The sequence below is a fragment of the Streptomyces hesseae genome, assembly GCF_031845785.1.
GTDB lineage: Bacteria > Actinomycetota > Actinomycetes > Streptomycetales > Streptomycetaceae > Streptomyces > Streptomyces hesseae.
The window spans coordinates 26,023-51,522 of the sequence record NZ_JAVRFI010000031.1 but is presented as its reverse complement, the minus strand read 5'-3'; the positions used below and the strand labels follow the sequence as shown (position 1 = coordinate 51,522).

Annotated in this window: 26 protein-coding genes; 15 read left to right on the top strand and 11 right to left on the bottom strand. The window is 72.8% G+C overall.

Annotated elements, in window-relative coordinates:
- Positions 1 to 41 precede the first annotated feature (41 nt).
- Positions 42 to 1,466, top strand: coding sequence for a hypothetical protein (locus RM609_RS31060; protein WP_311615418.1), 1,425 nt, complete (start codon positions 42 to 44; stop codon positions 1,464 to 1,466).
- Positions 1,467 to 1,490: 24 nt separating this feature from the next.
- Here the strand turns inward: RM609_RS31060 and RM609_RS31055 are convergent, their stop codons facing one another.
- Both RM609_RS31055 and ypfJ read right to left on the bottom strand, forming a co-directional pair.
- On the bottom strand, positions 1,491 to 1,913 hold the full coding sequence (locus RM609_RS31055; RefSeq protein WP_311615416.1) for a VOC family protein: 423 nt from the start codon (positions 1,911 to 1,913) through the stop codon (positions 1,491 to 1,493).
- A 46-nt stretch (positions 1,914 to 1,959) separates the two neighbouring features.
- Positions 1,960 to 2,850: a KPN_02809 family neutral zinc metallopeptidase gene (gene ypfJ, locus RM609_RS31050; RefSeq protein WP_311615414.1), complete on the bottom strand. Its 891-nt coding sequence runs from the start codon at positions 2,848 to 2,850 to the stop codon at positions 1,960 to 1,962.
- Positions 2,851 to 3,088: 238 nt separating this feature from the next.
- Between ypfJ and RM609_RS31045 the strand changes: the two genes are divergently transcribed.
- From RM609_RS31045 to amaP, 8 genes are all read left to right on the top strand, one after another.
- The gene (locus RM609_RS31045) at positions 3,089 to 4,687 is read left to right on the top strand and encodes an ABC-F family ATP-binding cassette domain-containing protein (protein WP_311615412.1); all 1,599 of its coding nucleotides are present in this window, start codon (positions 3,089 to 3,091) and stop codon (positions 4,685 to 4,687) included.
- Positions 4,688 to 5,054: 367 nt separating this feature from the next.
- Positions 5,055 to 5,276, top strand: a complete 222-nt coding sequence (locus tag RM609_RS31040) for a helix-turn-helix domain-containing protein (RefSeq protein ID WP_006606369.1) — start codon at positions 5,055 to 5,057, stop codon at positions 5,274 to 5,276.
- 115 nt (positions 5,277 to 5,391) lie between these two features.
- The gene (locus RM609_RS31035; RefSeq protein ID WP_311615401.1) at positions 5,392 to 6,183 is read left to right on the top strand and encodes an enoyl-CoA hydratase/isomerase family protein; all 792 of its coding nucleotides are present in this window, start codon (positions 5,392 to 5,394) and stop codon (positions 6,181 to 6,183) included.
- Positions 6,184 to 6,306: 123 nt separating this feature from the next.
- Positions 6,307 to 6,780, top strand: a complete 474-nt coding sequence (locus RM609_RS31030) for an Asp23/Gls24 family envelope stress response protein (protein WP_311615399.1) — start codon at positions 6,307 to 6,309, stop codon at positions 6,778 to 6,780.
- A 10-nt stretch (positions 6,781 to 6,790) separates the two neighbouring features.
- Positions 6,791 to 6,997 carry a hypothetical protein gene (locus RM609_RS31025; RefSeq protein ID WP_311615397.1) on the top strand — a complete coding sequence of 69 codons (207 nt, stop codon included), beginning with the start codon at positions 6,791 to 6,793 and terminating at the stop codon, positions 6,995 to 6,997.
- 3 nt (positions 6,998 to 7,000) lie between these two features.
- Complete coding sequence (locus RM609_RS31020) at positions 7,001 to 7,357, top strand: Asp23/Gls24 family envelope stress response protein (RefSeq protein WP_311615395.1); 357 nt, start codon at positions 7,001 to 7,003, stop codon at positions 7,355 to 7,357.
- The gene (locus tag RM609_RS31015) at positions 7,354 to 7,971 is read left to right on the top strand and encodes a DUF6286 domain-containing protein (protein WP_311615393.1); all 618 of its coding nucleotides are present in this window, start codon (positions 7,354 to 7,356) and stop codon (positions 7,969 to 7,971) included. Before RM609_RS31020 ends, RM609_RS31015 begins: the two co-directional genes overlap by 4 nt.
- A gap of 19 nt (positions 7,972 to 7,990) precedes the next feature.
- A complete protein-coding gene (amaP, locus tag RM609_RS31010) occupies positions 7,991 to 8,587 on the top strand; it encodes an alkaline shock response membrane anchor protein AmaP (protein ID WP_311615391.1) in 597 nt (198 codons plus the stop codon).
- A 19-nt stretch (positions 8,588 to 8,606) separates the two neighbouring features.
- Here the strand turns inward: amaP and RM609_RS31005 are convergent, their stop codons facing one another.
- The 5 genes from RM609_RS31005 to RM609_RS30985 all read right to left on the bottom strand — a co-directional run bounded on the left by RM609_RS31005 (position 8,607) and on the right by RM609_RS30985 (position 15,908).
- Entirely contained in the window at positions 8,607 to 9,362 is a 756-nt protein-coding gene (locus RM609_RS31005) for an SDR family oxidoreductase (protein ID WP_311615389.1), read from the bottom strand.
- A 4-nt stretch (positions 9,363 to 9,366) separates the two neighbouring features.
- The gene (locus RM609_RS31000) at positions 9,367 to 11,151 is read right to left on the bottom strand and encodes a glycoside hydrolase family 15 protein (RefSeq protein WP_311615387.1); all 1,785 of its coding nucleotides are present in this window, start codon (positions 11,149 to 11,151) and stop codon (positions 9,367 to 9,369) included.
- 30 nt (positions 11,152 to 11,181) lie between these two features.
- The gene (locus RM609_RS30995) at positions 11,182 to 12,015 is read right to left on the bottom strand and encodes an SURF1 family cytochrome oxidase biogenesis protein (protein WP_311615385.1); all 834 of its coding nucleotides are present in this window, start codon (positions 12,013 to 12,015) and stop codon (positions 11,182 to 11,184) included.
- Between the two features lie 58 nt (positions 12,016 to 12,073).
- Entirely contained in the window at positions 12,074 to 13,084 is a 1,011-nt protein-coding gene (locus tag RM609_RS30990) for a DEDDh family exonuclease (RefSeq protein WP_311615383.1), read from the bottom strand.
- Positions 13,085 to 13,148: 64 nt separating this feature from the next.
- Complete coding sequence (locus RM609_RS30985) at positions 13,149 to 15,908, bottom strand: MXAN_6230/SCO0854 family RING domain-containing protein (protein WP_311615381.1); 2,760 nt, start codon at positions 15,906 to 15,908, stop codon at positions 13,149 to 13,151.
- A 230-nt stretch (positions 15,909 to 16,138) separates the two neighbouring features.
- Here RM609_RS30985 and RM609_RS30980 point away from each other — a divergent pair, with 230 nt between their 5' ends.
- A complete protein-coding gene (locus RM609_RS30980; protein WP_311615379.1) occupies positions 16,139 to 17,029 on the top strand; it encodes a sterol desaturase family protein in 891 nt (296 codons plus the stop codon).
- A gap of 11 nt (positions 17,030 to 17,040) precedes the next feature.
- On the top strand, positions 17,041 to 17,808 hold the full coding sequence (locus RM609_RS30975; RefSeq protein WP_438828579.1) for a lysoplasmalogenase: 768 nt from the start codon (positions 17,041 to 17,043) through the stop codon (positions 17,806 to 17,808).
- Here the strand turns inward: RM609_RS30975 and RM609_RS30970 are convergent.
- Positions 17,763 to 19,313 carry a S8 family serine peptidase gene (locus tag RM609_RS30970; protein ID WP_311615377.1) on the bottom strand — a complete coding sequence of 517 codons (1,551 nt, stop codon included), beginning with the start codon at positions 19,311 to 19,313 and terminating at the stop codon, positions 17,763 to 17,765. The two genes, RM609_RS30975 and RM609_RS30970, sit on opposite strands and share 46 nt — an antisense overlap.
- 349 nt (positions 19,314 to 19,662) lie before the next feature.
- Between RM609_RS30970 and RM609_RS30965 the strand changes: the two genes are divergently transcribed.
- From RM609_RS30965 to moaA, 3 genes are all read left to right on the top strand, one after another.
- Entirely contained in the window at positions 19,663 to 19,980 is a 318-nt protein-coding gene (locus RM609_RS30965) for a DUF485 domain-containing protein (protein ID WP_311615453.1), read from the top strand.
- Positions 19,977 to 21,626 (top strand): monocarboxylic acid transporter, encoded by a 1,650-nt coding sequence (locus tag RM609_RS30960; RefSeq protein ID WP_311615374.1) that lies wholly within the window; start codon positions 19,977 to 19,979, stop codon positions 21,624 to 21,626. The genes RM609_RS30965 and RM609_RS30960 overlap by 4 nt, the downstream gene beginning before the upstream one ends.
- Before the next feature lie 97 nt (positions 21,627 to 21,723).
- The gene (gene moaA, locus RM609_RS30955) at positions 21,724 to 22,713 is read left to right on the top strand and encodes a GTP 3',8-cyclase MoaA (protein WP_311615372.1); all 990 of its coding nucleotides are present in this window, start codon (positions 21,724 to 21,726) and stop codon (positions 22,711 to 22,713) included.
- Here moaA and RM609_RS30950 read toward each other — a convergent pair.
- The gene (locus RM609_RS30950) at positions 22,696 to 22,923 is read right to left on the bottom strand and encodes a hypothetical protein (protein WP_311615370.1); all 228 of its coding nucleotides are present in this window, start codon (positions 22,921 to 22,923) and stop codon (positions 22,696 to 22,698) included. The genes moaA and RM609_RS30950 overlap by 18 nt on opposite strands.
- Before the next feature lie 208 nt (positions 22,924 to 23,131).
- A complete protein-coding gene (locus RM609_RS30945) occupies positions 23,132 to 23,515 on the bottom strand; it encodes a DUF3099 domain-containing protein (RefSeq protein WP_311615368.1) in 384 nt (127 codons plus the stop codon).
- 220 nt (positions 23,516 to 23,735) lie between these two features.
- Here RM609_RS30945 and RM609_RS30940 point away from each other — a divergent pair, with 220 nt between their 5' ends.
- Positions 23,736 to 24,014 (top strand): GlsB/YeaQ/YmgE family stress response membrane protein, encoded by a 279-nt coding sequence (locus RM609_RS30940; RefSeq protein ID WP_311615366.1) that lies wholly within the window; start codon positions 23,736 to 23,738, stop codon positions 24,012 to 24,014.
- Between the two features lie 83 nt (positions 24,015 to 24,097).
- Here the strand turns inward: RM609_RS30940 and tyrS are convergent, their stop codons facing one another.
- On the bottom strand, positions 24,098 to 25,498 hold the full coding sequence (gene tyrS / locus RM609_RS30935; RefSeq protein ID WP_311615364.1) for a tyrosine--tRNA ligase: 1,401 nt from the start codon (positions 25,496 to 25,498) through the stop codon (positions 24,098 to 24,100).
- Between the last annotated feature and the right edge of the window lie 2 nt (positions 25,499 to 25,500).

Here is a 25,500-nt window from a genome sequence, read left to right as displayed (position 1 = left end):
TCCGATTGGGTTTTCGGAGCGTGAACGGCAAGACTGCTCCTGTGACGTCCCGTACTCCGCGCGACTCCCGGCTCAGACTCGTCCCCCGACAGCCGATCACCGCCGCCCGCCGGGCCGTGGCGAACCGGGGCGCCCGCCCGGCGCCCCGCCCGCCCGCGGGCACCCCGGCCCGGCCGGAACTCGCCCGTCAGGCGAGAGCCTGGCTGGCCGGCGCGGTCCGCCTGGCCCGCTGGGCGGCCGACGAGTGCTCCCGGGGCACGACCCTGCGGCCGGGCGCCGGCGGCGGCCTCGCCGCCGAGGAGACCGAGCGCGCCACGGCCGCCCTGGACCTGCCCCCCGCCTCGGTGCGCACCGACTGGGACCGGGCCAAGCTCGCCGGGCTGCTGGAGCTGCACGGCGGCACCGCCCGCCCCGGCTGGCGGCTCACCGCCTGGGAGCGGGACGACAGCGCCGTGCTGCGCGGCTGGGTCGCGCTCTTCGACGCCTGGTCCCTGGCCCACCCCGAGCCCCCCGGCACCGACTCCACCGTCGCGGCCGAGGTCGTCGAGGCCGCCCCCCAGCTGCTGTCCGTCATGCACCTGTCCGCCGGGCCGGTCTCCGTGGCGATGCTCCTCGACCTCCTCCAGCAGCGGGTGGCCGAGATCCGCGCCGAGCGCTGCGAGGTCCCCTACGACGCGCCCGTCGCGGCCGCCGCCTGCCCCGCCGTGCCGCCCGCCCCCACCGCCGGCGACCCGCTGCCGGGGCTGCTGGACTGGGCCCTCGAAGGGCTCGCCTCGGTCGGCGCGCTCGTCATGCGCGGCGGCACCGGCTCCCGCGCCGAGGCCCTGCTCACCCCCCTGGGGAACTGGGCGGTGTGGGTCAAGCTCGAGCAGATCTGCGTGGCCGCCCAGAGCCCCGCCGGGAACATCGAGCTGTCCGCCGAGGCCATGCTGCGCGGCTGCGCCGACCTCACCCCGGGCCCCGCCCGCGCCGAGTACCGCGCCTGGCTCGCCGCCCGGCCCGTGCGAAGCGCCGTCACGGAGCTGCTGGACGCGGCCCGGGGCGACGACGCGATGGTGCGCGGCCTGGCCTTCGAGGCCCTGCGCGCGGTGGGCGCCCCCGCCGAGCCGGCGGTCCGCGTCTCGGCCGAGGAGCCGGTGCTGCGCCCGTACGCCCTGCTGTGGCTCGCCGAGCACGAGGGGCACGACCCGGAGGAGGCCGCCGAGGTGCTCAGCCGGGAGGAGGCCACCTGGCTGTGGGTGGACACGGCCGCGGCCGTCGCCGACCACGCCGAGGGGCGGCTGCTGGTGCGGCACCTCGACTCGGCCGTACAGGGCACGGTCCCGGGCCTGCTGGAGGAGGTACGGGCCGTCGGGCACCCCCGGACCGTTCAGGTGCTGGTCGCGCTGGCGGCGGCGCATCCCGACCCCGCCCTGGCGAAGGCGGTGCGCAGGGCCGCGTTCCAGGTGCACACGGGCGGGGCGTAGCCCCTCGGGCTCGGCCCGGGGCCCTCAGCCCGTGGCCTCCCGCCCCTTCGGGGCGTATGTGCCGAAGCTCCAGACGTTGCCCTCGGCGTCCCGGGCCATGTAGTCCCGGGAGCCGTACTCCTGGTCCGTCGGGGGCATCACGATCTCCGCGCCGTGCTCGACGGCCCGGCGGTGGTGGGCGTCGGTGTCCTCGACGACGACGTAGACGCCACAGGGCCCGCCGCCCGCCATGGCCTCGTCGAAGACACCGCCCCGGCCCTTGGAGCCGATCATCACGATGCCGTTGCCGTAGACGAGCTCGGCGTGCAGGACGGTGCCGTCCTCGCTCTCGTAGAGGGCGCTCGGGACGAAGCCGAAGGCGTCCGTGAGCAGGCGGATCGCCGCCTTCGCGTCGTGGTAGAGCAGCGCCGGGCTGATGGCCGGCGCCGCGGTGCCCGTGTCTGCCATGGCGGTCCTCCTCGGTGGGATCACTCGGTGGGGTCGCTCGGTGGGATCAGCGGAAGGTGTCGCAGCGGGCCATGTCGCCCGTGGTGTAGCCGGTGGTGAACCACTGCCGGCGCTGGTCCGCCGAGCCGTGCGTCCAGCTCTCCGGGGTGACCCGCCCCTGGAACTTCTCCTGGATGCGGTCGTCCCCCACCGCGGCCGCCGCGGAGAGCCCGTCGTCGATGTCGGCCTTGGTCAGCTGCTTGACCAGCGGCCGGCCGGTGGACTTGTCCGGGGTGGTCGTCGCGTGCTTGGCCCAGACCCCGGCGTAGCAGTCGGCCTGGAGCTCGACCTTGACCGAGTTGCTGCCGGCCCCGGTGAGCCGGTCCTGGGCGCGGGAGAGCGTGCCCTGGAGGTTCTGGATGTGGTGCCCGTACTCGTGGGCGACGACGTACGCCTGGGCGAAGGGGCCGCCGCTCGCGCCGAACTTCGACTTCAGCTCGTCGAAGAAGCCCAGGTCCAGATAGACCTTGCGGTCACCGGGGCAGTAGAACGGCCCGACCGCCGAGGTCGCGGCCCCGCAGGCGGTGTTCACCCGGCCGGTGAAGAGGACCGTCGAGGCGGGCGTGTACGTCATGGAGCGGCGGGCCAGCTCCTGGCTCCAGAACGACTGGGCGCTGTTGACGATCGCGACGATCCGGCAGTCCTGGCGGGTATTGGCGTCCTTGCCGGTGCGGCAGGTCCGGGAGACCTGCTGGTCCGTGCTGGGCGACGCCGCGGGGCCCGGCCCCTGGGAGCTCAGCCCCAGCTCGTTCGGCCCGATGCCGAAGAAGAGCCCCAGGGCCAGCGCGATCAGCCCCACGATGCCGCCGCCGATGGTCAGCCCACCGCCCGGAATGCCGCCGCCCCGCTGATCCTGCACCTGGGAGGTGTCCAGATCGGCGTCGTCGTCGAACTGCACGTGCCCACCGCCTCTCGGCTCCACCGCTCACCGGTAAGGGCTGTCCACCCCGAGTATCGGCGAATCGCCCCGGCCCCGCGCTCTCCGGCACGTCCGGCGTGGCGGGCGACCCCGCGAACCGGTTTGCGCGCCCCCGTTAGACTGGTCCGTATGGCATTCCTCCTCGTGCATTAGACGGCGTCATAGCGACCGAGTCCGTCCTTCCGCCGTCCATCACTGCCCAGGAGTAGAACCCCTCGTGATCACCGCATCCGGCATCGAGCTGCGCGCCGGCGCACGCGTCCTCATCGAGTCCGCCTCGTTCCGCATCGCCAAGGGCGACCGCGTCGGCCTGGTCGGCCGCAACGGCGCGGGCAAGACCACCCTCACCAAGTGCCTCGCCGGTGAGGGCATCCCCGCCGCGGGCACCATCTCCCGCTCCGGCGAGGTCGGCTACCTCCCGCAGGACCCCCGCACCGGCGATCTCGACGTGCTCGCCCGCGACCGCATCCTCTCCGCGCGCGGCCTCGACCTCGTCCTGCGCAAGATGCGGGAGAACGAGGACCGGATGGCGAACGGCCAGGGCGCCACCCGCGAGAAGGCCATGAAGAAGTACGAGCGCCTGGAGACGGAGTTCCTGACCAAGGGCGGTTACGCCGCCGAGGCGGAGGCCGCGACCATCGCCGCCAGCCTCGGCCTGCCCGACCGCATCCTCACCCAGCCGCTGCACACCCTCTCCGGCGGTCAGCGCCGCCGGGTCGAGCTGGCCCGGATCCTCTTCTCGGACGCCGACACCCTGCTCCTGGACGAGCCCACCAACCACCTCGACGCCGACTCCATCGTCTGGCTGCGGGACTACCTCAAGTCCTACCGCGGCGGCTTCATCGTGATCTCCCACGACGTCGACCTCGTGGAGACCGTCGTCAACAAGGTCTTCTACCTCGACGCCAACCGCTCGGCCATCGACGTCTACAACATGGGCTGGAAGCTCTACCAGCAGCAGCGCGAGGCCGACGAGAAGCGCCGCAAGCGCGAGCGGCAGAACGCCGAGAAGAAGGCCGCGGCCCTCAATTCGCAGGCCGACAAGATGCGCGCCAAGGCCACCAAGACCGTCGCCGCGCAGAACATGGCCAAGCGCGCCGAGAAGCTGCTCTCGGGCCTGGACGCGGTGCGCGTCTCCGACAAGGTCGCCAAGCTCCGCTTCCCCGACCCCGCGCCCTGCGGCAAGACCCCGCTCACCGCCGAGGGCCTGTCCAAGTCCTACGGCTCGCTGGAGATCTTCACCGACGTCGACCTGGCCATCGACAAGGGCTCCCGCGTGGTCATCCTCGGCCTCAACGGCGCCGGCAAGACCACCCTGCTGCGGCTGCTCGCGGGCGCCGAGAAGCCCGACACCGGCGGCGTCACCCCCGGCCACGGCCTCAAGCTGGGCTACTACGCCCAGGAGCACGAGACGCTGGACCCGGACCGCACGGTCCTGGAGAACATGCGCTCCTCCGCGCCCGACCTCGACCTCGTCGAGGTCCGCAAGGTGCTGGGCTCCTTCCTGTTCTCCGGCGACGACGTGGACAAGCCCGCGGGCGTGCTGTCCGGCGGTGAGAAGACCCGGCTGGCGCTGGCCACGCTCGTCGTCTCCGCCGCCAACGTCCTCCTCCTCGACGAGCCCACCAACAACCTCGACCCGGCCAGCCGCGAGGAGATCCTCGGCGCGCTGCGCACCTACAAGGGCGCCGTGGTGCTGGTGACGCACGACGAGGGCGCCGTGGACGCCCTGGAGCCGGAGCGGATCATCCTGCTCCCGGACGGCGTCGAGGACCTGTGGGGCCCGGACTACGCGGACCTCGTCGCGCTCGCCTGACCGGCCCGGGACCGCTCTTGATCAGTGCGGTCCCGATCATTCGGCCGAGGCGTGATCCATCATCTGAGTGAGGGCGGCTCGTACCGTCCCACCCTCCGTCGCTCCGGCGCACGCGCTGTACGGGATGCGGGGCGCCGTTCGCGCCGCGCGGCACAGGGCCCTGTCTGACCTGCCGCTTCACCCCGCCACCCGTACGGCCGTACGAGCCGGATCATGCGGAATTGCCTGCTCCAAGGCCTGCTGTGGCCGGAAAACACGGACGTCCGTTCCCTTGGACTTCTTATGGACCTTGCCGAATGGGTGGCCAGGAGGCCGCCTAGGGGTGATCATGAGAGACAAGAGGCGCATCTCCCATGAGGAGGCACGGGTGGCCGAGACTCTGAAGAAGGGCAGCCGGGTGACCGGCGCCGCGCGCGAAAAGCTCGCGGCAGACCTGAAGAAGAAGTACGACTCCGGTGCGAGCATCAGGGCGCTGGCCGAAGAGACCGGTCGCTCCTATGGCTTCGTCCACCGGATGCTCAGCGAATCCGGCGTGGTCCTGCGGGGCCGCGGTGGAGCGACGCGCGGCAAGAAGGCCGCCTCGGCCTGACGCCGCGCACCTTGTGAGAAAAGCGGTCAGGACAGTCCCACCCGGTCGGCCGACCGGCCGTCCGGGTGGTTACTGTGCAGTCAACTAAATGACTGCGGGCAATTCGGAGGCCCCCATGACTGCCAGCGAGACCTTGCTCGACCAGGACGGCGTACGGCTCACCGTCGATGACACGGTGGCCACCGTCACCCTCACCAACCCCACCAAGCGCAACGCCCAGTCGCCCGCGCTCTGGCGGGCGCTGACCGAAGCGGGCCGGCAACTGCCGGGCACCGTGCGGGTCGTGGTGCTCCAGGGCGAGGGCAAGTCCTTCTCCGCCGGCCTCGACCGGCAGGCGTTCACGCCCGAGGGCTTCGACGGCGAGCCGTCCTTCCTGGACCTTGCCCGCGGCAGCGACGAGGCACTGGACGCCGAGATCGCCACGTACCAGGAGGCGTTCACCTGGTGGCGGCGCACCGACATCGTCTCCATAGCCGCGGTCCAGGGCCATGCCATCGGCGCGGGCTTCCAGCTCGCCCTCGCCTGCGACCTGCGCGTCTGTGCCGACGACGCGCAGTTCGCCATGCGCGAGACCAGCCTGGGCCTGGTGCCCGACCTCACCGGCACCCAGCCGCTGGTGTCGCTGGTGGGCTACGCCCGGGCACTGGAGATCTGCGCCACGGGCCGCTTCGTCCACGCCGCCGAGGCCGAGCGCATCGGCCTGGCCAATGTGGTCGTCCCCCTCGCGGAGCTCCCCGCCGCCACCGCCGACCTCACCGCGGCCCTGCTGGCGGCGCCGCGCGACGCGGTCGTCGAGACCAAGGCACTGCTGCGCGGCGCCCTCGACCGTACGTACGAGGAGCAGCGCGTCGCGGAGCGCGCGGCGCAGGCGCGCCGGCTGCGCGACCTCGCGGGCCTGGGGGAGTGACACCGCGCGCCTCCCGCGCCCCCTCCTGCTGACCGGCGCCGGCCGGACTTCCCCCCGATCGCCCAAGCGGAGCGCGGCGACCCCGCCTATGGTGGCAAGGGACGGGAAGAGAGGCGAACACCGATGACCGACACATCGAGTCAGCCCCACCAGACCGGTCAGAAGTCCGGACCCGCCCCGGGCCGGCACCCCGGCTCCGGTAAGGAGCAGGTCGCCCCCGCCGAGCGGGGCCGCACCACCATCGCCGACGGCGTCGTGGAGAAGATCGCCGGCCTCGCCGCCCGCGACGTCGTCGGCGTCCACGCCCTGGGCAGCGGACTGTCCCGTACCTTCGGGGCGGTCCGCGACCGGGTGCCGGGCGGGAAGTCCGTCGCCCGGGGAGTGAAGGCGGAGGTCGGCGAGGTCCAGACGGCCCTCGATCTGGAGATCGTCGTGGTTTACGGCGTCGCCATCGCGGATGTCGCCCGCGCCGTGCGGGAAAACGTCATCGCGGCGGTGGAGCGGATGACGGGCCTGGAGGTCGTCGAGGTCAACATCGCCGTGACCGACGTCAAGCTGCCGGACGAGGAAGAAGAGCCGGAGCCCAGGCTCCAGTGAGGAGCGCGTGATGAGCATGGCCGTGGCCGGCATGATCGCCGGCATGGCTCTCGGTTTCGCCGGCTACTTCGGGGGATTCGGCGCCTTCCTGCTGGTCGCGGCCCTGGGCGCGGTGGGCTTCGTGGGCGGGCGACTCCTCGACGGCGATCTGGAGCCGGGCGAGTTCTCACGACTGCTGCGCCCACGCGACCGCGACCGCGACCGGCACGGGAGGTAGGGCGTGCGGGGAGGAAACGCGGTGGCGCCCGCCGAGCGCGGCGCCACCCGGATCGCCGACCGCGTCGTCGCGAAGATCGCCTCCCGGGCGGCCCTGGAGGCGCTGAGCGGCACGGCACCCCCGGAAGACCATGAGCCCCCGCACGCCTCCGTCGTCGTCCGCGACGGTTCCGCCCGCGTACGCGTCTTCGTCGAGCTGGACTACCCCGCCGACCTCGGCGCCCGCTGCCGCGCCGTGCGCGAGCGGATCGCCGAGCGGGTCGGGGAACTGACGGGCATGGAGGTGCCCGAAGTGGTCATCACGGTGGAGCGGCTGCACTCCGCGCACACCGGCCGGATGTGGGGGGTGCGGGTGCGATGAGCGGTCCCGTGTCACTGGAGAAGACGGCCGGGGATGGGGCGCCCCAGGCCGTCGAGGGCGGCCGCGCCCCCCGCTTCCGGTCCGCGCGCAGACTGCCCGCCGCCCTGCTCGCGGCCGCGACCCTGACCGTCGCGGGGCTCTTCCTCTACGACATCGCCGCCGTCCGCGCCGGCCACCCCGCCATGGCCTGGCGCCACCGGCTCGCCCACGAACTGGCGACCCGTCACCTCGGCGACGGCCTGGTGATCGCCGGCGCTGTGACGGCCGTTCTCGCCGGCTGCTGGCTGATCGTCCTCGCCGTCACCCCGGGCCTGCGCGGAGTACTGCCGATGCGCCGCGCCGACGGCACGGCCGACGACGGCGTACGGGCCGGACTGGAACGCCGGGCGGCGGCCCTGGTGCTCCGCGACCGGGTGATGGAGGTCCCCGGCGTCCAGACCGTCCGCGTCGACGTCGGCCGCCGCGTGGTCCGCGCCCGGGCCCGCTCCCACTTCCGGGACCTGGACGAGGTACGGACGGACGTGAACACCGTACTGGCCGAGGGCGTACGCGAGTTGGGGCTCGCCCGGGAGCCGTCCCTGTCCGTGCACGTCCGACGCCCGGCGAAGAGGTGAACGGGGTGGGTGGTCCACCGTGCTGAGGACCGTCAACCGGCTGCTGACCGGGCTCGCCGGAGCGCTGCTCCTGGCACTCGGCGCCGCCGTCCTGATCGGCGCGCTGGACCTGCCGCGCCGCTGGGGCTTCGAACTGCCGTCGTCCTGGCCGTTCGACGGCCCGGACGACGTGCTGCTCCCCACCGCGGACCTGCGGAGGTGGCGCGGCAGGGGCTGGTGGTGGCCGGTGGTCATCACCACCCTGGCCGCCGTCGTCCTGCTGGCCGCGTGCTGGCTCTCCGCCCAGGCCCGCCGACGCCGGCTGCGCGAGGTGGTCGTCCACAGCGGCGGCGGAGAGGTGGCGTCGGTACGGGGACGGGCACTGGAGGAAGTGATGGAGGGGGAAGCCGAAGCGCTACCGGGGGTGGAACGGGCGACCGTCACGCTCACGGGCCGCCGGACGGCACCCCGGGCACAGGTCGCACTGACCCTGGGCGCGCGCGGAGCACCGGGGGCGGCGCTGGCGCGACTACGGGAGGAAGTCCTCCACCACGCACGGACATCGGCGGGCCTGACCCGGCTCCCGACGGAGGTACGACTACGGGCGGTACGGCACCGGGCGGAGCGGGTGGGGTGAGGGCGTCCGCGTGGCCCCCTCAGAACCCGTGCCGCGCCCCGCCGTCCACCGGCAGCATCACCCCCGTCACATACGACGCCGCCGGTGACAGCAGGAACGCGGCCGTGCGGCCGAACTCGTCCGGTTGCCCGTACCGCCCCAGCGGGATCGTCGCCGAGCTGCGGGCGCGGGCGGCTTCCGGGTCGCCGGAGAGGGAGTCGAGCTCGCGCATGCGGTCCGTCGCGATGCGGCCCGGCAGCAGGCCGACGACGCGGATGCCGCGGGGGGCGAGCTCCAGGGAGAGGGACTTGGCGAAGCCCGCGAGGCCCGGGCGGAGGCCGTTGGAGATCGTCAGTCCGGGGATCGGCTCGTGGACCGACGCCGAGAGGACGAAGCCGATCACGCCGCCCTCGCCGAGCGCGCCGGCCGCCGCGCGGGCCAGCCGGACCGCGCCGAGGAAGACGGATTCGAAGGCGGCGCGCCACTGGGCGTCGTCGTTGTCGGCGGCCGAGCCGGGCGGCGGGCCGCCGACGCTGATGAGTACGCCGTCCAGGCGGCCGAAGTGCTCCCGGGCGGTGTCCAGGAGCCGCTCGGCCGAGGCGGGGTCGGCGTTGTCGGCGGCCACTCCGACGGCGCCCGCGCCCAGTTCCTTGGCCGACGCCTCGGCCGTCCTCGCGTCCCGCCCGGAGATCACCACGCGGGCCCCGTCGGCGACCAGAGCGCGGGCGATGGCGAAGCCCAGGCCGCGGGTCGCGCCGGTCAGTACGTACACCCGGTCCTCAAGTCCAAGATCCATGGCGTCAGTCTGCCGTGTCCCGCCCCGTCAGCAGAAGGGCCGTGCCCACCAGGCCGATGTGGCTGAAGGCCTGGGGGAAGTTGCCGAGCTGCCGGCCGGCCTCGGGGTCGTACTCCTCGGCGAGCAGGCCGACGTCGTTGCGCACGGCGAGGAGCCGCTCGAAGAGTTCGCGGGCCTCCTTCGTCCGGCCGGTCAGGAACAGCGCGTCGGCCAGCCAGAACGAGCAGGCCAGGAAGGCGCCCTCGGTGCCGGGCACCCCGTCCACCGGCTCGCCCTCGACGCTGTGGCGGCGGACGAGGCCGTGGTGCGTCAGCTCGCGCCGGACCGTGTCGACCGTCGAGACGACGCGCGGGTCGTCGGGCGGCAGGAAACCGGTGCGGGCGATGAGCAGCGTGGCCGCGTCGAGCTCCCGCGAGCCGTAGTACTGCGTGAACGTGCCGCGCTCGGCGTCGTAGCCCCGCTCGCAGACCTCCCGGTGGATCTCGTCGCGCAGGGCCCGCCAGCCGTCGAGGTCGCCGCGGAGCGAGGGGTCCTCCTCCAGGGTGCGTACCGCGCGGTCGGCGGCGACCCAGGCCATCACCTTGGAGTGGGTGAAGTGGCGGCGCGGGCCGCGCACCTCCCACAGTCCCGAGTCGGGCTCGCGCCAGTGGTCCTTGAGGAACTCCAGGAAGCAGCGCTGGATGTTCCAGGCGTGCGGCCGGCCGCCGAGGCCGCCGCGGCGCGCCGCGTGCAGGGAGTCGATGACCTCGCCGTAGACGTCGAGCTGGAGCTGGCCCGCCGCCCGGTTGCCGACCCGGACGGGGTAGGACCGCTCGTAGCCGGGCAGCCAGTCCAGCTCCGACTCGGGGATCCGGCGCTCGCCCGCCAGGCCGTACATGGTCTGGAGGTCGGCGGGGTCCCCGGCGACCGCCCGCAGCAGCCAGTCGCGCCACGCCCGGGCCTCGTCCTCGTAGCCGAGCGCGAGCAGGGTCTCCAGGGTGAGGGTGGAGTCGCGCAGCCAGCAGAACCGGTAGTCCCAGTTGCGTACGCCGCCGATCTCCTCGGGCAGCGAGGTGGTGGGCGCGGCGACGATCCCGCCGGTGGGCGCGTAGGTGAGGGCCTTGAGGGTGAGCAGGGAGCGCAGCACGGCCTCGCGGTACGGGCCCCGGAACCGGCAGCGGGCGGCCCACGCGCGCCAGTCGGCCAGGCTGCGGCGCAGGGCGTCATGGGGGTCGACGAGCGCGGGGCGGGGCTCGTGGGAGGGGTGCCAGGTGAGGACGAAGGCGACCTTCTGCCCGGCCTCGACCGTGAACTCGGAGCGGGTGCTGAAGTCCCGGCCGTAGGTGGTCACGGGCGGCTCGCTGCGCAGCCAGACGGAGTCGGGTCCGGCGACGGCGACGTGGTGGCCGTCGCCGCGCCGCATCCAGGGGACGATCGCGCCGTGGCCGAACCGCAGCCGCAGCACGCCCAGCATCTCGACGGACCCGCTGACGCCCTCGACGATCCGGACGAGGTCGGGGGCGCGGTCGCGCTGCGGCATGAAGTCGGTGACCTTGACGGTGCCGTCGTCGGTCTCCCAGACGGATTCCAGGACGAGGGAGTCGTCGGCGTAGGAGCGGTGGGCGCACTCGCCTGCGCCCACGGGGGCGAGCCGCCAGTGGCCGTGGTTCTCGCCGCCTAGCAGCGCGGCGAAGCAGGCGGCGGAGTCGAAGCGGGGCAGGCAGAGCCAGTCGACGGAGCCGTTCCGGCCGACGAGGGCGGCGGTTTGCAGATCGCCGATGAGCGCGTAGTCCTCGATGAGTGCTGACACGCGGGGCGTCCTTCCCCGGCCTCGCGCGGGCTACTCCGGGGACGCGGCTGTCCGGGCGACCTCGGCGTCGTCCGCCGGTTCCCCGGCCGAAGCGGCTGAAGCCGCCGAAGCGGCCGCCGCGGCGTCGGCGGCGCGGTCGCGGCGCTCGCGGCGGACCAGGACGAACCAGCCGACGGGCACGCCCGCGCTGAACAACCACCACTGGACGGCGTACGCCATGTGGTTGCCGATGCTGCTGTGGTCCGGGTCGGGTACGGGCTGGGGCTGGTTCTCGCCCGTGGGGGAGATCAGCTCGATATAGCCGCCGAAGACGGGGCGGTGCAGCTCCTTGGCCTGGCGCTCACTGTTGATGAGCATGATCATGCGGGGCGGCAGGCCCTTGGTGTCCTTGATGCCGCTGCCCGGCGTCTCGTCGGCGCGCAGCCGGCCCGTGACGGTGACCTTGCCGGAGGGCGCGGCGGGCACGGCCGGGAACGCCAGCTGGCCGCCGTCGGCGGGGATCCAGCCACGGTTGACGAGGAGCGCCGTCCCGTTGTCCAGCACCAGCGGCGTAATCACCATAAAGCCGGACTTACCCGACTCGTCGGTGCGGTAGCGGACGACGACCTCGCCCTTGGTGTCGAAGGTGCCGGTCGCGGTGACCCTGCGCCAGACGTTCTCCTGCGGGACCCCACGGCCGGGGGCGCTGAGCGTGCCGACGGGCGCGGGGGCGTACGCCAGGCTGTGGGCGATCCGGTCGTTGCGGGCGACCCTCTGCTCATGGCGGTGGAGCTGCCAGAAGCCCAGTTTGATCATCGCCGGAATGAGGGCGAGCCCCACGAGTGTGAGGATCATCCACTGCCGGGTCAGCAGGAAGCGGTACACGCGTTTGACGGTACCTGGTGGGGTTCGCCCCCCTCGCCACGGGGCCCCGCCCCCTCGCTCAGGCGCCGCCCTCCGCCGGGGTGACGTGCGACAGCAGCTGGACGAACGCCGCCTCGTCGATCACGGGCGTACCGAACGAGCCGGCCTTGACGACCTTGGAGGTGGGGGAGCCGGGGTCGTTGGTCACCAGCACACTGGTGAGCCGGGAGATGCTCGTGGCCACATGGAGACCCGCCTCCACGGCCCGGTCCTCCAGCAGCTCCCGGTCGATGGAGGTGTCCCCGGAGAACGCCACCCGCATCCCCTGCTTGAGCTGCCCGCCCGGTACGTAACGGCCGGGGTTGGGGTAGGGGCACGCCGGGCGCTTGCGGCTGGCCCGCCAGGTGCCGGAGGTGCCGGACGACCGGTAGGACGGCTGATAACCGACCCTCGCCGAGTACGCGGGCGCGGCCGTCGGGCCGTCGGACCACTCGGTCAGCGGCTGGCAGGCCAGCAGCGGCAGCCGCAGCCCCGCCCCCGCCGCCAGGTGGAGGCTCGGCCGGAACGCCTCGGCCAGCACCCGGGCGTCGTCCAGCGCGTGGTGGGCGCGCTGCTGTACGACGCCGTAGTGCGCGGCGAGCGACTCCAGCTTGTGGTTCGGCAGCGGGAGCTGCAGCTCCTTCGACAGCGCGATCGTGCACAGCCGCTGCCGCACCGGGGCGGCGGTGCCGGCCCGGGCGTACTCCCGGGCGATCATCGACCAGTCGAAGGCCGCGTTGTGCGCGACGAGGACCCGGCCGTCGAGCCGCTTCGCGAACTCGCCGGCGATGTCCTGGAACAGCGGCGCGTCCGCGAGCACTTCGGACGTCAGCCCGTGGATCCACACCGGGCCCGGATCGCGCTGCGGGTTGACCAGCGTGTACCACTGGTCCTCCACCTGCCCCAGGGCGTCCAGCTGGTAGACCGCGGCCGACACTATCCGGTCGTCCCGGGCGAGCCCGGTGGTCTCCACGTCGACGACCGCGTACCCCTCGGGATACGCGGCCGGCCACGGGGTGTGCGATGCGGCGGCGGTGCGGTCTTCGAGCATGGTCCAAGAGCTTACGGGCCACCGCTGACAACGCGGGATCCGGCCGGTTCCCACGCGGCCGGGTTCAGGCCAGCTCCGCCAGCAACCCGCCGGCCGTCACCCGCTCCGGCCCCGCGCACGCGTCGACGGCACCGGGGAAGAGCCGGTAGACCGTGCCGGTCGCGCCGACCGGGGACAGCTCGTCCCCCTCGACGAACGCGAGGAAGACGCGGCGGCCGTCGGCCACGTGTGCGGCGGGGCCGCGCGCAGGGGCAGTACGGCCGGCACTGCCGGCCGCCTCCCGGGAGTCCGGCGCGCCCAGCGCACGCAGCCGCGCCGCGAAGGCGGCGACGCCCTCGCCGTCCCGGCGCCGGTAGCGCCACAGCTCGCCGCCCGGGGGCGCGCTGTCCGTGCCCGGGCCGTCCGCGCCGTCCGCCCCCGTGCCGCCCGCACCCGGCCCATCCGCGCCGGAGGCGCACCGTACGACGACCGTCTCGTCGCATCGTGCCGCCGCGTGCCAGCAGGCCACGTCCCACAGCGTCACCCGGGCCCCGCCCGTGAAGTGCCCCCACAGGTCGCGCGCGAGCGCGCCCAGTACGTCCCCGTGCCGACCGAGGTCGTGCACACCGCTGTCACCCGGAAGGTGGACATCGGTCCACAGCGCACGCCCGTCCGCCAGGTCCACGATCATCGGTGCGCAGATCCGGGACTCCCCGGCGAGGTCGAAGCGCTGCCGTACCGCCCGGGGGTCGTACGACGCGTCCCGCGCCTCGGCGGGGCCGGAGACGGTCATGAACCCCGCGAAGGCGTCCGGCAGCTCGTCGAAGGGCACGTCGTTGAAGCTGAAGACCACCGGCACGGCATAGCGAGCCCCGGCCTCGGCGAGCGCCGTCAGGTCCAGGTCGACGTACTCGGTCGCGCCGTCCGGCGGCGGTGCCGAGGTCAGGTCGCCGGAGTGCACGGCGGCGTCGCCCCGGTACCGCAGCCGTGTGTAGTCGCACAGCCCGATCGCGCGCCAGTCCTCGTCGAAGAACGCCACCGACAGATCGAGGTCCACCCGGGTGCCCTCGGGCTCCATCCAGTGGAGGAACAGCCGCAGCACCCGGCCCTCGGGCAGCCGCAGCTCACTGCCGCGCGGCACCGCGACGAGCGACGTCGCCGAGGACCGCTCGGCGAACGGCGCCGGCAGGGACGCCAGCCCCGGGTCCAGCACGGCGAGCTCGTAGCGGGACGCGGCGCCGAGCCGTCGTACCACCTCGGCCTCAAGCAGCCCGGCGACCCGGGCCACCAGCGCGGCGGGCAGCGGCGGCCGGACGTCGTCCACGCCCCGCGCGCGTCCCACCCGGCCCCGGGGGAAGAACACCCGCCGCGACGAGGGCAGGTGCCGCCCCCGCAGCGCGCCCAGCGCCCCGAGCAGCGGCCCGGGACCGGCCTTCGGCAGGCCGTGCTCCAGCGCCGCGCCCAGCTCGGGCGCGAGTTCCTCGCCCCCGTACACGCGCAGCAACTGGTCCAGCCGCCGCACCAGCTCGCCGGGCCGCCGCGCCAGCAGCGCCACGGCCCCGGCGGCGTCCCCGCGACGCAGCGCCTCCTCGACCCGGCCCGCCCATGTACGCGCGACGATCCGCACGGAACCGCCGCTCCCCGGCTGCCGTGCCCCATCAGCCGCCTCGCAGGAGTCGGCGCGCACCGCCACCGCCTCCGGATACTCCGCCGCCGTCCGCAGCAGCGCCTCGCCCAGCGCCCCCGCGCCCGACACCTCCGTGCCCCGCAGCGCCGCGAAGGCCAGTGCCGCTCGCGGGTGCCGGGCGTGCCCCTCGAAGGGGTGGAGGAGCTCCGCCGCGCGCTTCCACGCCTCCGGGTGCCGGAGGAGGTCCTCGACGAGCGAGGGCGTCGCGAGTCCGTCGAGGACGGCGAGCAGTTCGCGCCGCAGCCCGCGCGGCACCCCGCGCAGCCGGGGCGGCGACAGCAGGTCCGCCTCGCCGCCGGACCACACCCACAGCAGGCGCAGCACATCCGTGGCGGTCGTCAGCAGCTCCGGCAGCCGCTCCCGCACAGCGGCGACGGTCGTGGGCCCGCCGTCGCGCAGCAGCGTGCCGAGCACCAGCGCCCTGGTCTCGCGTACGGGCATGTCGGCGGGCAGCCAGTCCAGGCCGCCCGGCTCGGCGTGCGCCAGGAGGACCTTGACGTCGTCGCGGTCCCGCGGGGACAGCGGCGTGGCACGGGCCAGCAGCCCGGCCAGCTCGGCGGCCGCGTCCGCCGTCCGCGAGGTGCCCAGCACGAGCAGGCGCAGCGGCTCGTCCGGATGCGACCGCGCGACGGCGCCTGCGGGCCGGGCGGGCCGCAGGAAGGGATCCGTACGGTCGACGCGCCGGTGGCACAGCGGGCAGCCCGTGTAGTCCGCGCCGTCCCAGCAGGAGCGGCACACCAGATGCGCGCACGGCGCGACGGGCAGCACGGCGCCGACCGTGCCGCACAGCACGCACGGCTGCCGCGGCCGCTGGAGCAGCAGGCTGAAGACCCGGTCCACGAAGAGGGCGTCCGTGTCCTCCGGCACCGACCGGGGGAAGCCGCGGAAGAGCGGCATGTGCGTACGGTCGGCGCCCAGCTGCGCGTCGATCGCGTGCAGCAGGCCCCGCCCGGTGTCGGCGAGCGCCCGCGCCCCGGCCCCCGCCAGCGCCGTGCGCAGCGGTTCGGTCAGGGCGTGCCCCCGGTCCAGCAACTCGCCCTCCAGCGCGGTAAGTCCGGCCGCGACGGCGGGGGCGCTCACCGCGGCGGGCGGCGACGGCTCATGGTCGACGTAGACGGTCCGGGCGCGACGGAGCAGCACGGCGTGGAGTGTGGACACGAAGAGGATCCCCCTGAGCAAAAGCGAAACGGGGGCGGAGAGTGGGCGCGCTCGGATTCATTTTGGAGATGAGGAGAAGGAAGCGCTCCGCGGAGCCGCCCCCGCACCCCGATTCTAGGAGGGGGCCGATCAAGGCGGCCAACCCTTTTCCCAGCTGCCCTTTCCCCGTTGCGGTACCCGAGGGTAACAACCTCTAGCGGCACGCCCCGCAGCGCGCTTATGGTGCGGCCATGCCGCACCTACCGGACGTGGTCCTGTGGTCCATACCCGCCTTCATCCTGCTCACCGCCCTGGAGTTGGTGAGCTACCGGCTGCATCCCGACGACCGCTCCGAGGGCTACGAGGCCAAGGACGCGGCGACCAGCGTCGGCATGGGGCTGGGCAGCCTCCTCTTCGACGCGCTGTGGAAGATCCCGATCGTCGCGATCTACACGGCCCTCTACGAACTCACCCCCCTGCGCGTGCCCGTGCTGTGGTGGACGCTGCCGCTGATGCTGCTCGCGCAGGACTTCTTCTACTACTGGTCCCACCGGGGCCACCACGTCGTACGGATCCTGTGGGCCTGCCACGTGGTGCATCACTCCAGCCGCAACTTCAACTTCACCACCGCGCTGCGCCAGCCGTGGACCACGCTGACGGTGTGGCCGTTCTATGTGCCGATGGTGCTGGCCGGGGTGCACCCGGCGGCGGTGGCGTTCTGCTCGTCGGTCAACCTCGTCTACCAGTTCTGGGTGCACACCGAGCGCGTCGGCAAGCTGCCCCGGCCCCTTGAGTACGTCCTGAACACGCCCTCGCACCACCGGGTCCACCATGCCTCGCAAGGCGGCTACCTGGACCGCAACTTCGGCGGCATCCTCATCGTCTGGGACCGGATGTTCGGGTCCTTCGTACCCGAGGAGGAGCGCCCGGTCTACGGCCTGACCAAGAACATCCACACCTACAACCCGCTGCGCGTGGCCACCCACGAGTACGTGGCCATCGGACGCGACGTGAAGGCGGCGCGGAGCTGGCGGGAGCGGTTCGGGCGGGTCTTCCGGGGCCCCGGCTGGCAGCCGGACCCTCCGGCCGTCACCCGGGCGGACAAGGAACAGCCGAAGGCCGTCCCCGAGCGGGTCGCGTGAGGGCGGGTCGCGTGAGCCGGGACCGCGCCGCGACGACGGCCCTGGCCGTCTTCGGCGCCACGGCGGTGGTCCACCTGACCGCCCTGCTCACAGGCGTCACGCTCCTCGCCCACGCCACCAAGCCCGCGCTGATGCCCCTGCTCGCCGCCCACGTGCTGCTGCGCGGCGGACCGCCGCTGCTCGCGGGCGCGCTGCTCCTCGGCTGCGGGGGCGACACCCTGCTCCAGGTGGGCGGGGACACCGTCTTCCTGCTGGGCATGGCGTCCTTCGCCGCCGGGCATGTCTGCTATCTGCTGCTCTTCGCCCGGCACGGCAGCCCCGGCGGCGCCCGGACGTACCGGCTGGCGGCCCTCTACACCGCCGCCTGGCTCACCGTGGTCGTCCTGCTGTGGCCCGGTCTGGACGGGGAGCTACGGGTGCCGGTCGCGCTTTACAGCCTGCTGCTGACGGCGATGGCGCTGGGCGCCACCCGCGCCCGGCTGTGGGCCGGGGCGGGCGGGGCGCTGTTCCTGCTGTCGGACACGCTCCTCGCGAGCGGACTGGCCAAGTGGCCGCAGGCCCCGGCGCCCCAGTTCTGGGTCATGCTCACCTATCTCGCCGCACAGGGGCTGCTGGCCCACGGGGTGTTGCGGTGCCACGCAGAGCCGGGCCACGCAGAGCCGGAAGGGCCCGGGCGGCGGACGGAAGAGGCCGGCCCGAGGTCGGCCGGCCCCTCCGCCGGGCCCGGGTCAGATCAGTCCCGGACCGCCGCCAGCGCGTCCACGACGCCGAAGCCGTAGAAGCCGTTCACGTGCTTGGTGCCGGCACAGGTGGCCTTCCACTTGCCGGTGCCGTCGGGGTCGTACGCGGCCGTGGGGCAGCCCGGGTTCTTCGCCTGGGCCTTCAGCAGCCACTGGATCTCCTGCGGGCTGGACTTCGGGTGGGCGCTCTTCAGCAGCGCCGCCACACCCGCCACGTGCGGGCTGGCCATCGAGGTGCCCTGGAGGTACGCCCAGTCGCCGCCCGGCATCGTGGAGAGGATGCGGCCGTCCTTGCCGGGCAGCTCGGGCACCTGGAGGTTGTCACCGCCGGGGGCGGCGACGTCGACGGAGTTCAGCCCGTAGCTGGAGTAGTACGACTTCTGCCCCTGCGCGCCGGTGGCGGAGACGGTGACGACGCCCGGCAGCTGCGAGGGGACGTCGAGGCAGACCTTGGGGTCTATCTTCCGGGGCAGCGGCGTGGAGTCGTTCGGGCTGGAGGCGTCCGCTATCTCCTTGGCCGACAGGTCGAAGTTGGAGTTGCCCGCGGCGGCGACGTTGACCACGCCCTTGTCCTGGGCGTACTGCGCGGCCCGGCCGACCGCGTCGGCTATCGCCTTCTGATCCGCGTTGTCGGGGCAGTTGAACATCCACGGGTCCACGTAATAGCTGTTGTTCGTCACCCCGGCGCCGTGGTCGGCGGCGAAGACGAAGGCGCAGACGACGCTCTCGGCGTAGAAGAAGGAGTTGTCGTCCGGGGTGCTCACCTTGATGGCGGAGACCTTCGACCCGGGAGCGACGCCCGCGACGCCCACGCCGTTGCGGGCCGCGGCGATCGTGCCGGCGACATGGGTGCCGTGGTAGTCCTTGGCCGGGTTGTGGGGCCGCCACGCGCCGGGGCTGGTGTCGGCCTTGCCGGTGACGCAACTGGCCGACTTGTCGGCGGCGAAGTTCGGGGCGAGGTCGGGGTGGGTGTCGTCCACGCCGGTGTCGATGACCGCGACGGTCACCTTCCGGCTGCCCGGGTTGACCTTGGCGGCCTTGTCCGCGCCGATGGCGCCGAGGTCCCACTGGAGGCCCTCCAGGGGCTCCTTGCCGGCCGCCGCGTCGCGGGCCGCGGCCAGCGCGCCCTCCTTGGTGAGCTTCAGCTTCTCCGGCTTGCCGTAGTCGGTCGTGGCGGCCGACCGCAGCGGCGCGGTGCGGGTGGCGCCCGCCGAGGCCACACCCGGCACCGAGCGCAGCGTCTCCGCGAAGTGCGGGTTCTTCGAGTGGACGACGATCACGCCGATCTTGTCGTACGAGGCCACGATCGTTCCTTTGGAACGTTCGACGGCCCTCTTCACCAGTCCCGTCGTGTGGCTGCCCGGGCGGGTGTTGACGACGTACGAGAGCAGCGGGCCGTCCGTGGTGACGGCGGCCTTCGCGGGAACGCCGGCCGAGGGGGCGGCCGATGCCGCGCCCGGCAGGAAGCCGAGGGAGGCGGTGAGTGCCAGACCGAGCGGGGCCGCCAGCAGGGCGCGGCGTCGTCTGAGTCGCAGATGAGCCATGGAGTTCTCCACATCATCCGGAAATCCGCCCGTGCGCACGGGTGTGCGGGGGCGGGGTGTGACGAGTGAAGCTAGCGCCGATCAGCGGGCCCGGGCAATGAATTCCTCAAGAATGCCGGTGGAGCCGAGGACTCCGGAGCGTCAACACAACGCTCTCGAACGGCAATCGGCAGGAAGAAGGTCAGGGACTGTCGCATACTGCGGTGTCCCTCTACGATGCGTGATCCCAGTCACAGGCTCGGCTCACGCCCCCGTATCCACTCGTTCAGGAGAGGCCGTGGACTCAGAAGAGGTCGTGGGTACCCCACCGACCGCATCCAAAGGGCCGGCCGAGCCGGCCCACCCCACCATCCCCGCCCAGCCGGACAGCTTCCTCGACGTGCAGTCGAGCGACGAGTTCGGCGAACTGCGCCGTGCGCACCGCTCGTTCGCCTTCCCCCTCACCGTCGCCTTCGTCAGCTGGTACCTGCTCTACGTCCTGCTGTCCAACTACGCGGGCGGCTTCATGGACACCATCGTCGTCGGCAACATCAACATCGCCCTCGTGTTCGGGCTGGCGCAGTTCCTGACCACCTTCCTGATCGCCTGGTGGTACGCCCGCCACGCGGAGGCGCAGATCGATCCCAAGGCCGAGGCCCTCAAGGCCCGTCTGGAGGCGGGGGAATGACGCCACGCACCACCGTCCTGACCGCCGCCGCCCACCCGCTGGCGGCCGGCGGCGCGAGCGACCACCGCACCCTGATCATCACGCTCTTCTCGGTCTTCGTCGCCGCCACCCTCGGCATCACCGTCTGGGCCGGCCGGCAGACCAGGGACGCCACCGACTTCTACGCCGGCGGCCGCTCCTTCACCGGCTTCCAGAACGGCCTGGCCATCTCCGGCGACTACATGTCCGCCGCCTCCTTCCTGGGCATCGCCGGGGCCATCTCGCTCTTCGGCTACGACGGGTTCCTCTACTCCATCGGCTTCCTCGTCGCCTGGCTGGTCGCCCTGCTCCTCGTCGCCGAGCCGCTGCGCAACTCCGGCCGCTTCACCATGGCCGACGTCCTCGCCCACCGGCTGAAGCAGCGGCCCGTACGCACCGCCGCCGGCACCTCCACCATCGTCGTGTCGATCTTCTACCTGCTCGCCCAGATGGTCGGCGCGGGCGCGCTGGTGGCCCTGCTCCTGGGCGCCACCGGCGAGGGGGCCCGGCGCTGGATCATCGTCCTGGTCGGCCTGGTGATGGTCCTCTATGTGACCGTCGGCGGGATGAAGGGCACCACCTGGGTGCAGATCGTCAAGGCGGTCATGCTGATCGCGGGCACCCTGCTGATCACCATCCTGGTGCTCAACAAGTTCCACTGGAACCTCTCCACCCTCCTCGGCCACGCCGCCGACGCCAGCGGCAAGGGCCGGGCCTTCCTCGAACCCGGCCTCCAGTACGGCAAGGACGGCACCTCCAAGCTCAACTTCGTCTCCCTCGGCCTGGCGCTCGTCCTCGGCACCGCCGGACTGCCGCACATCCTGATCCGCTTCTACACCGTGCCCACCGCCCGGGCCGCCCGTAAGTCGGTGAACTGGGCCATCGGCATCATCGGCGCGTTCTACCTGATGACCATCGCCCTGGGCTTCGGCGCCGCGGCCCTGGTCGGCCCCAAGGCGATCATCGCCTCCAACGAGTCCGGCAACACCGCGGCGCCGCTGCTCGCCCAGGAGGTCGGCGGGGGAGCGGGCTCCACCGGCGGGGCGATCCTGCTGGCCGTGATCTCCGCGGTCGCCTTCGCGACCATCCTCGCCGTCGTCGCCGGGCTGACCCTGGCCTCCTCGGCCTCCTTCGCCCACGACCTGTGGGCCAACGTCATCCGCAAGGGACGGACGAGCGAGAAGGAGGAGATCCTCACCGCCAAGCTCGCCGCGGTCGTCATCGGCGCCGTCTCCATCGCCCTGGGTATCTTCGCCCACCGGCTCAACGCCGCCGCCCTGGTCGCCCTGGCCTTCGCCGTCGCCGCCTCCGCCAACCTGCCGACGATCCTCTACAGCCTGTTCTGGAAGCGCTTCACCACCCAGGGCGCCCTGTGGTCGATCTACGGCGGACTGATCTCCTCCGTCACCCTGGTGATCCTCTCCCCGGTCGTCTCCGGCAACCCGAAGGCGCTCTTCCCGGGCATGAGCTTCGACTACTTCCCCCTCGGCAACCCCGGCCTGGTCTCCATCCCGCTGGGCTTCGCCCTCGGCTGGCTGGGCTCCCTCCTCTCCAAGCCGGCCGCCGACCAGGAGAAGAAGTACGCGGAACTCGAGGTCCGCTCCCTGACGGGCTACGGGGCGCACTGACCCGCAGCCCTTCGAAAGGCCACGGCCCCTCCCGCACGCGATCGCGTACGCTGCGACCAGCGAACGAACGTTCAAGTCCGGCGGGAGGGGCCGAACCGTGCTCATTGACACCTACGGCCGCACCGCCACCGACCTGCGGGTCTCCCTGACCGACCGGTGCAATCTCCGCTGCGTCTACTGCATGCCCGAAGAGGGCCTGAAGTGGCTGGCCAAACCCGATCTGCTCACCGACGACGAGATCGTCCGCCTGGTCTCCGTGGCCGTCACCGCCCTCGGCGTCACCGAGGTCCGCTTCACCGGCGGAGAGCCCCTGCTGCGCCCCGGCCTCGTCTCCATCGTCGAACGCTGCGCCGCCCTCGCGCCCCGCCCCCGGCTGTCGCTGACCACCAACGGCATCGGCCTGGCCCGTACCGCACAGGCCCTCAAGGCCGCCGGGCTGGACCGGGTCAACGTCTCTCTCGACACCCTGCGCCCCGAGGTCTTCACCGCCCTGACCCGCCGCAAGCGCCTCCAGGACGTTCTCGACGGCCTGGCCGCCGCCCATGCCGCCGGCCTCGCCCCCGTCAAGGTCAACGCCGTGCTGATGCCCGGGCACAACGCCGACGAGGCCCCCGACCTGCTGGCCTGGGCCGTCGAGAACGGCTACGAACTGCGCTTCATCGAGCAGATGCCGCTCGACGCCCAGCACGGCTGGAAGCGCGACGGCATGATCACCGCAGAGGAGATCCTGGCGAGCCTGCGCACCCGTTTCACCCTCACCCCCGAGGCCGAGGACGCCCGCGGCTCCGCCCCCGCCGAGCGCTGGACCGTCGACGGCGGCCCCGCCCGCGTCGGCGTCATCGGCTCGGTGACCCGGCCCTTCTGCGCCGCCTGCGACCGCACCCGGCTGACCGCCGACGGACAGGTGCGCACCTGCCTGTTCGCCACCGAGGAGTCGGACCTGCGCGGGGCGCTGCGCTCGGGCGCCACGGACGAGGAACTCGCCGGGCTGTGGCGGGCCGCCATGTGGGGCAAGAAGGCCGGCTCGGGCATCGACGACCCGTCCTTCCTCCAGCCCAGCCGCCCCATGTCAGCGATCGGCGGCTGACGCCTCCCACTCCGCCAGCGTCACCACGTCCTTCAGAAAGCCGCGCAGGGACAGGAAGTTGGACAGGTGCTCACGGTGTTCCTCGCAGGCCAGCCAGGTCTTGCGGCGCTCGGGAGTGTGCAGCTTGGGGTTGTTCCACGCGAGCACCCAGACGGCGTCGGCACGACAGCCCTTGGCGGAGCAGATCACGGCATTCTCGGGGGAGTTCACCCCTCGACTCTACGTGGCCGGACACGGCGACGCCGGGCAGCCACGGGGGGAGCCGCCCGGCGTCGGTCTGTCGCTCCGACGGGGGATGCGGAGCGCCTACGAAGTATGTCACGGGGGGCCCGGAACGGGGCACCGATCCACATGATTGATCTGAGGTTTTCTTGAGCTTGTCGCACTGTCCGGCGGGCCTTCGCCCGGAACCGGAGGGTCAGCCGTGGCCTTGCCCCTGATCGTACTGTCCCGGCCGTCCCGCTTCCGCGACGGGTTCCGCGACCGTGTCGGAGGGCCTCTCCGGAGCCCGGCCCAGCGCCGGGCGCGTCGGCGCCGGTACGAACGTACCGGGGAGTGAAGGGGCGTTCTCCCGGCCCGCGTTGGCGATGACGACGGCCACATACGGCAGCAGCGCGCCCAGGACCAGCGTGCCGATCGCCACGTAGCGCTCGATGTTCCACAGGATCACGGTGAGCACCACCGAGAGCGTCCGGATGCCCATCGAGACCACGTACCGGCGCTGCCGCCCGCGCACGTCCTCCGAGAGGCCCTGGCGGGCTCCGGTGATCCGGATGACCTCCGTGCCGCCCAGCTTCCGCATCACGTTCCACCACCCGACTGCCGCACCGACTCGCTCGGTCCCGTACGTACACAACGTTACGCCGCGGCCCTCCGGCGGACGAGACCGGGTCGGTCGTGGGACGGCTCACCGATGGGCGCTCGAGGTGCGCATCCGGCGTACGGGCGGATCCGACGTGCGCCGTAGGAGGGACGGCCCCAGAATGGCGGAGCATCCATGTCGCTCCGCATGAGGAGGCGAGATGAACTGGTTGTGGGCAATCGTCGTCGGACTCGTCCTGGGCCTGATCGCCAAGGCGATCATCCCCGGAAAACAGCAGATCCCCCTCTGGCTCACGATCATCCTCGGCCTGGGCGGCGCCCTGCTCGGCAACTGGCTGGCGGGTGTGCTGGGCGTTCGCCACACCCATGGCATCGACTGGATCCGGCACCTGCTCCAGCTGCTGGGAGCGGTGGTGCTGGTCGCCCTCGGCGAGCGGGTGTGGATCGGCGTCCGCGGCAACAGGCACAGGGTCGGCTGAAAGGAAAGGGTGGCTGGTACGCGGGATCCGCGCACCAGCCACCCTCTTCGCTTACGACGGACGCTTACATCCGCTACATCCGCCTACAGACCGCGCAGCTCGGCGATCTTCCGGCCGGCCTTCAGGTAGACCGTCGCCTCCCGGCCGGCCAGCAGCTCACGGGCCACCTCGCCCAGCGGCCGGATGGCCTCGGCCTCCGGCAGTGCCACGGCCTCCTGGCCCTCGGCGGTCTCGAAGACCAGCCGCAGACCGTTCTGCTTGGCCACCCGGCGGGCGGCCGAGGCGCTCGGCTGGAAGCCCAGCACCTTGCTGAGCACGGCCGTGGCCGGCTCCTCGCCGTGCTCGGACAGATCCACCACCGGCGTCTCCACGTCGGTGAAGTTCTTCTTGGAGAACTGCGCGACGAAGCCCGCGCGGGCCGCCATCGCCGCCTCCATGCCGTACAGCGCCGCCACGACCTCACCCGCGAGGATCTTCTTCAGATCCATCGGGTGCAGCGACTTCTCCTCGACGCGGGAGAGGACCAGCGCGATCTCCGCGTCCGTCCACTCCGTCCACGCCTTGAGGTACGGCTCCATCAGCCGGTCCGGCACCGACATGATCTTGCCGAAGACATCGTCGGCGGGCGCCGACAGCCCCACGTAGTTGCCCTTGGACTTGGACATCTTGGCGCCGGTGCCGTCGGTGCCCTCGATCAGCGGCATGGTGACGACCAGCTGAGGCTTCTGGCCGTGCACCTCCATCAGCTTCCGGCCCATCTGGAGGTTGAGCAGCTGGTCGGCGCCGCCGAGCTCCACGTCGCAGTCCAGCGCCACGGAGTCCAGGCCCTGCGCGATCGGGTACAGCATCTCCGTCATGGTCAGGCCGGAGCCCGCCGCGAGCCGGTTGCGGAAGTCCTCGCGCTGGAGCAGCTGCGAGACCGGCACCTGCGCGAGCAGACCCAGCAGCTCGGGGAAGGTGTACGGCGCCAGCCACTCGCTGTTCTGCCGGAAGCTGACCCGGTCGAAGTCGAAGAACGGGCGGACCTGCTCGCGGTAGCTCGCCAGGTTGCGCGCGATGTCCTCGTCGGTCAGCGGCGGGCGCTCGGCCGTACGGCCCGTCGGGTCGCCGATCTTGGCCGTGAAGTCACCGATGATCAGCGTGACGTCATGGCCCAGCCGCTGGAACCGGCTGAGGATGATCAGCGGCACGGCGTGCCCCAGGTGCACATCCGTGGCCGTCGGGTCGATGCCCAGCTTGATGTGCAGGCCCTTGCCCTCGGCCTGCCGCGCCTCGATGCGCTCGGCCAGCTTGGCCACGCCCGGCAGCACCTCGACCGTACGCGAGGCGATCAGCTCGGCCTGGTCCTTCGGCGGCAGGTCCGACAGGTCCAGATAGCGCCGCGCCTTCGTCTCCGTGAGCAGCTGCTCCACGGCCGAGTCGGTGGAGAGATCCTGCGCCAGCAGAGCGCTGGCGCGCGCGACGGAGTCGCCGAGGCGTGTCATCG

Excerpts from the sequence above, each read along its gene's own strand:
- RM609_RS31055 (WP_311615416.1), bottom strand. The coding sequence starts at position 1,913 with ATGGCAGACACGGGCACCGCGGCGCCGGCCATCAGCCCGGCGCTGCTC.
- RM609_RS31035 (WP_311615401.1), top strand. The coding sequence starts at position 5,392 with ATGACTGCCAGCGAGACCTTGCTCGACCAGGACGGCGTACGGCTCACC.
- RM609_RS31030 (WP_311615399.1), top strand. The coding sequence starts at position 6,307 with ATGACCGACACATCGAGTCAGCCCCACCAGACCGGTCAGAAGTCCGGA.
- RM609_RS31025 (WP_311615397.1), top strand. The coding sequence starts at position 6,791 with ATGAGCATGGCCGTGGCCGGCATGATCGCCGGCATGGCTCTCGGTTTC.
- RM609_RS31015 (WP_311615393.1), top strand. The coding sequence starts at position 7,354 with ATGAGCGGTCCCGTGTCACTGGAGAAGACGGCCGGGGATGGGGCGCCC.
- RM609_RS31005 (WP_311615389.1), bottom strand. The coding sequence starts at position 9,362 with ATGGATCTTGGACTTGAGGACCGGGTGTACGTACTGACCGGCGCGACC.
- RM609_RS30990 (WP_311615383.1), bottom strand. The coding sequence starts at position 13,084 with ATGCTCGAAGACCGCACCGCCGCCGCATCGCACACCCCGTGGCCGGCC.
- RM609_RS30980 (WP_311615379.1), top strand. The coding sequence starts at position 16,139 with ATGCCGCACCTACCGGACGTGGTCCTGTGGTCCATACCCGCCTTCATC.
- RM609_RS30970 (WP_311615377.1), bottom strand. The coding sequence starts at position 19,313 with ATGGCTCATCTGCGACTCAGACGACGCCGCGCCCTGCTGGCGGCCCCG.
- RM609_RS30960 (WP_311615374.1), top strand. The coding sequence starts at position 19,977 with ATGACGCCACGCACCACCGTCCTGACCGCCGCCGCCCACCCGCTGGCG.
- RM609_RS30945 (WP_311615368.1), bottom strand. The coding sequence starts at position 23,515 with ATGCGGAAGCTGGGCGGCACGGAGGTCATCCGGATCACCGGAGCCCGC.
- RM609_RS30940 (WP_311615366.1), top strand. The coding sequence starts at position 23,736 with ATGAACTGGTTGTGGGCAATCGTCGTCGGACTCGTCCTGGGCCTGATC.
- tyrS (WP_311615364.1), bottom strand. The coding sequence starts at position 25,498 with ATGACACGCCTCGGCGACTCCGTCGCGCGCGCCAGCGCTCTGCTGGCG.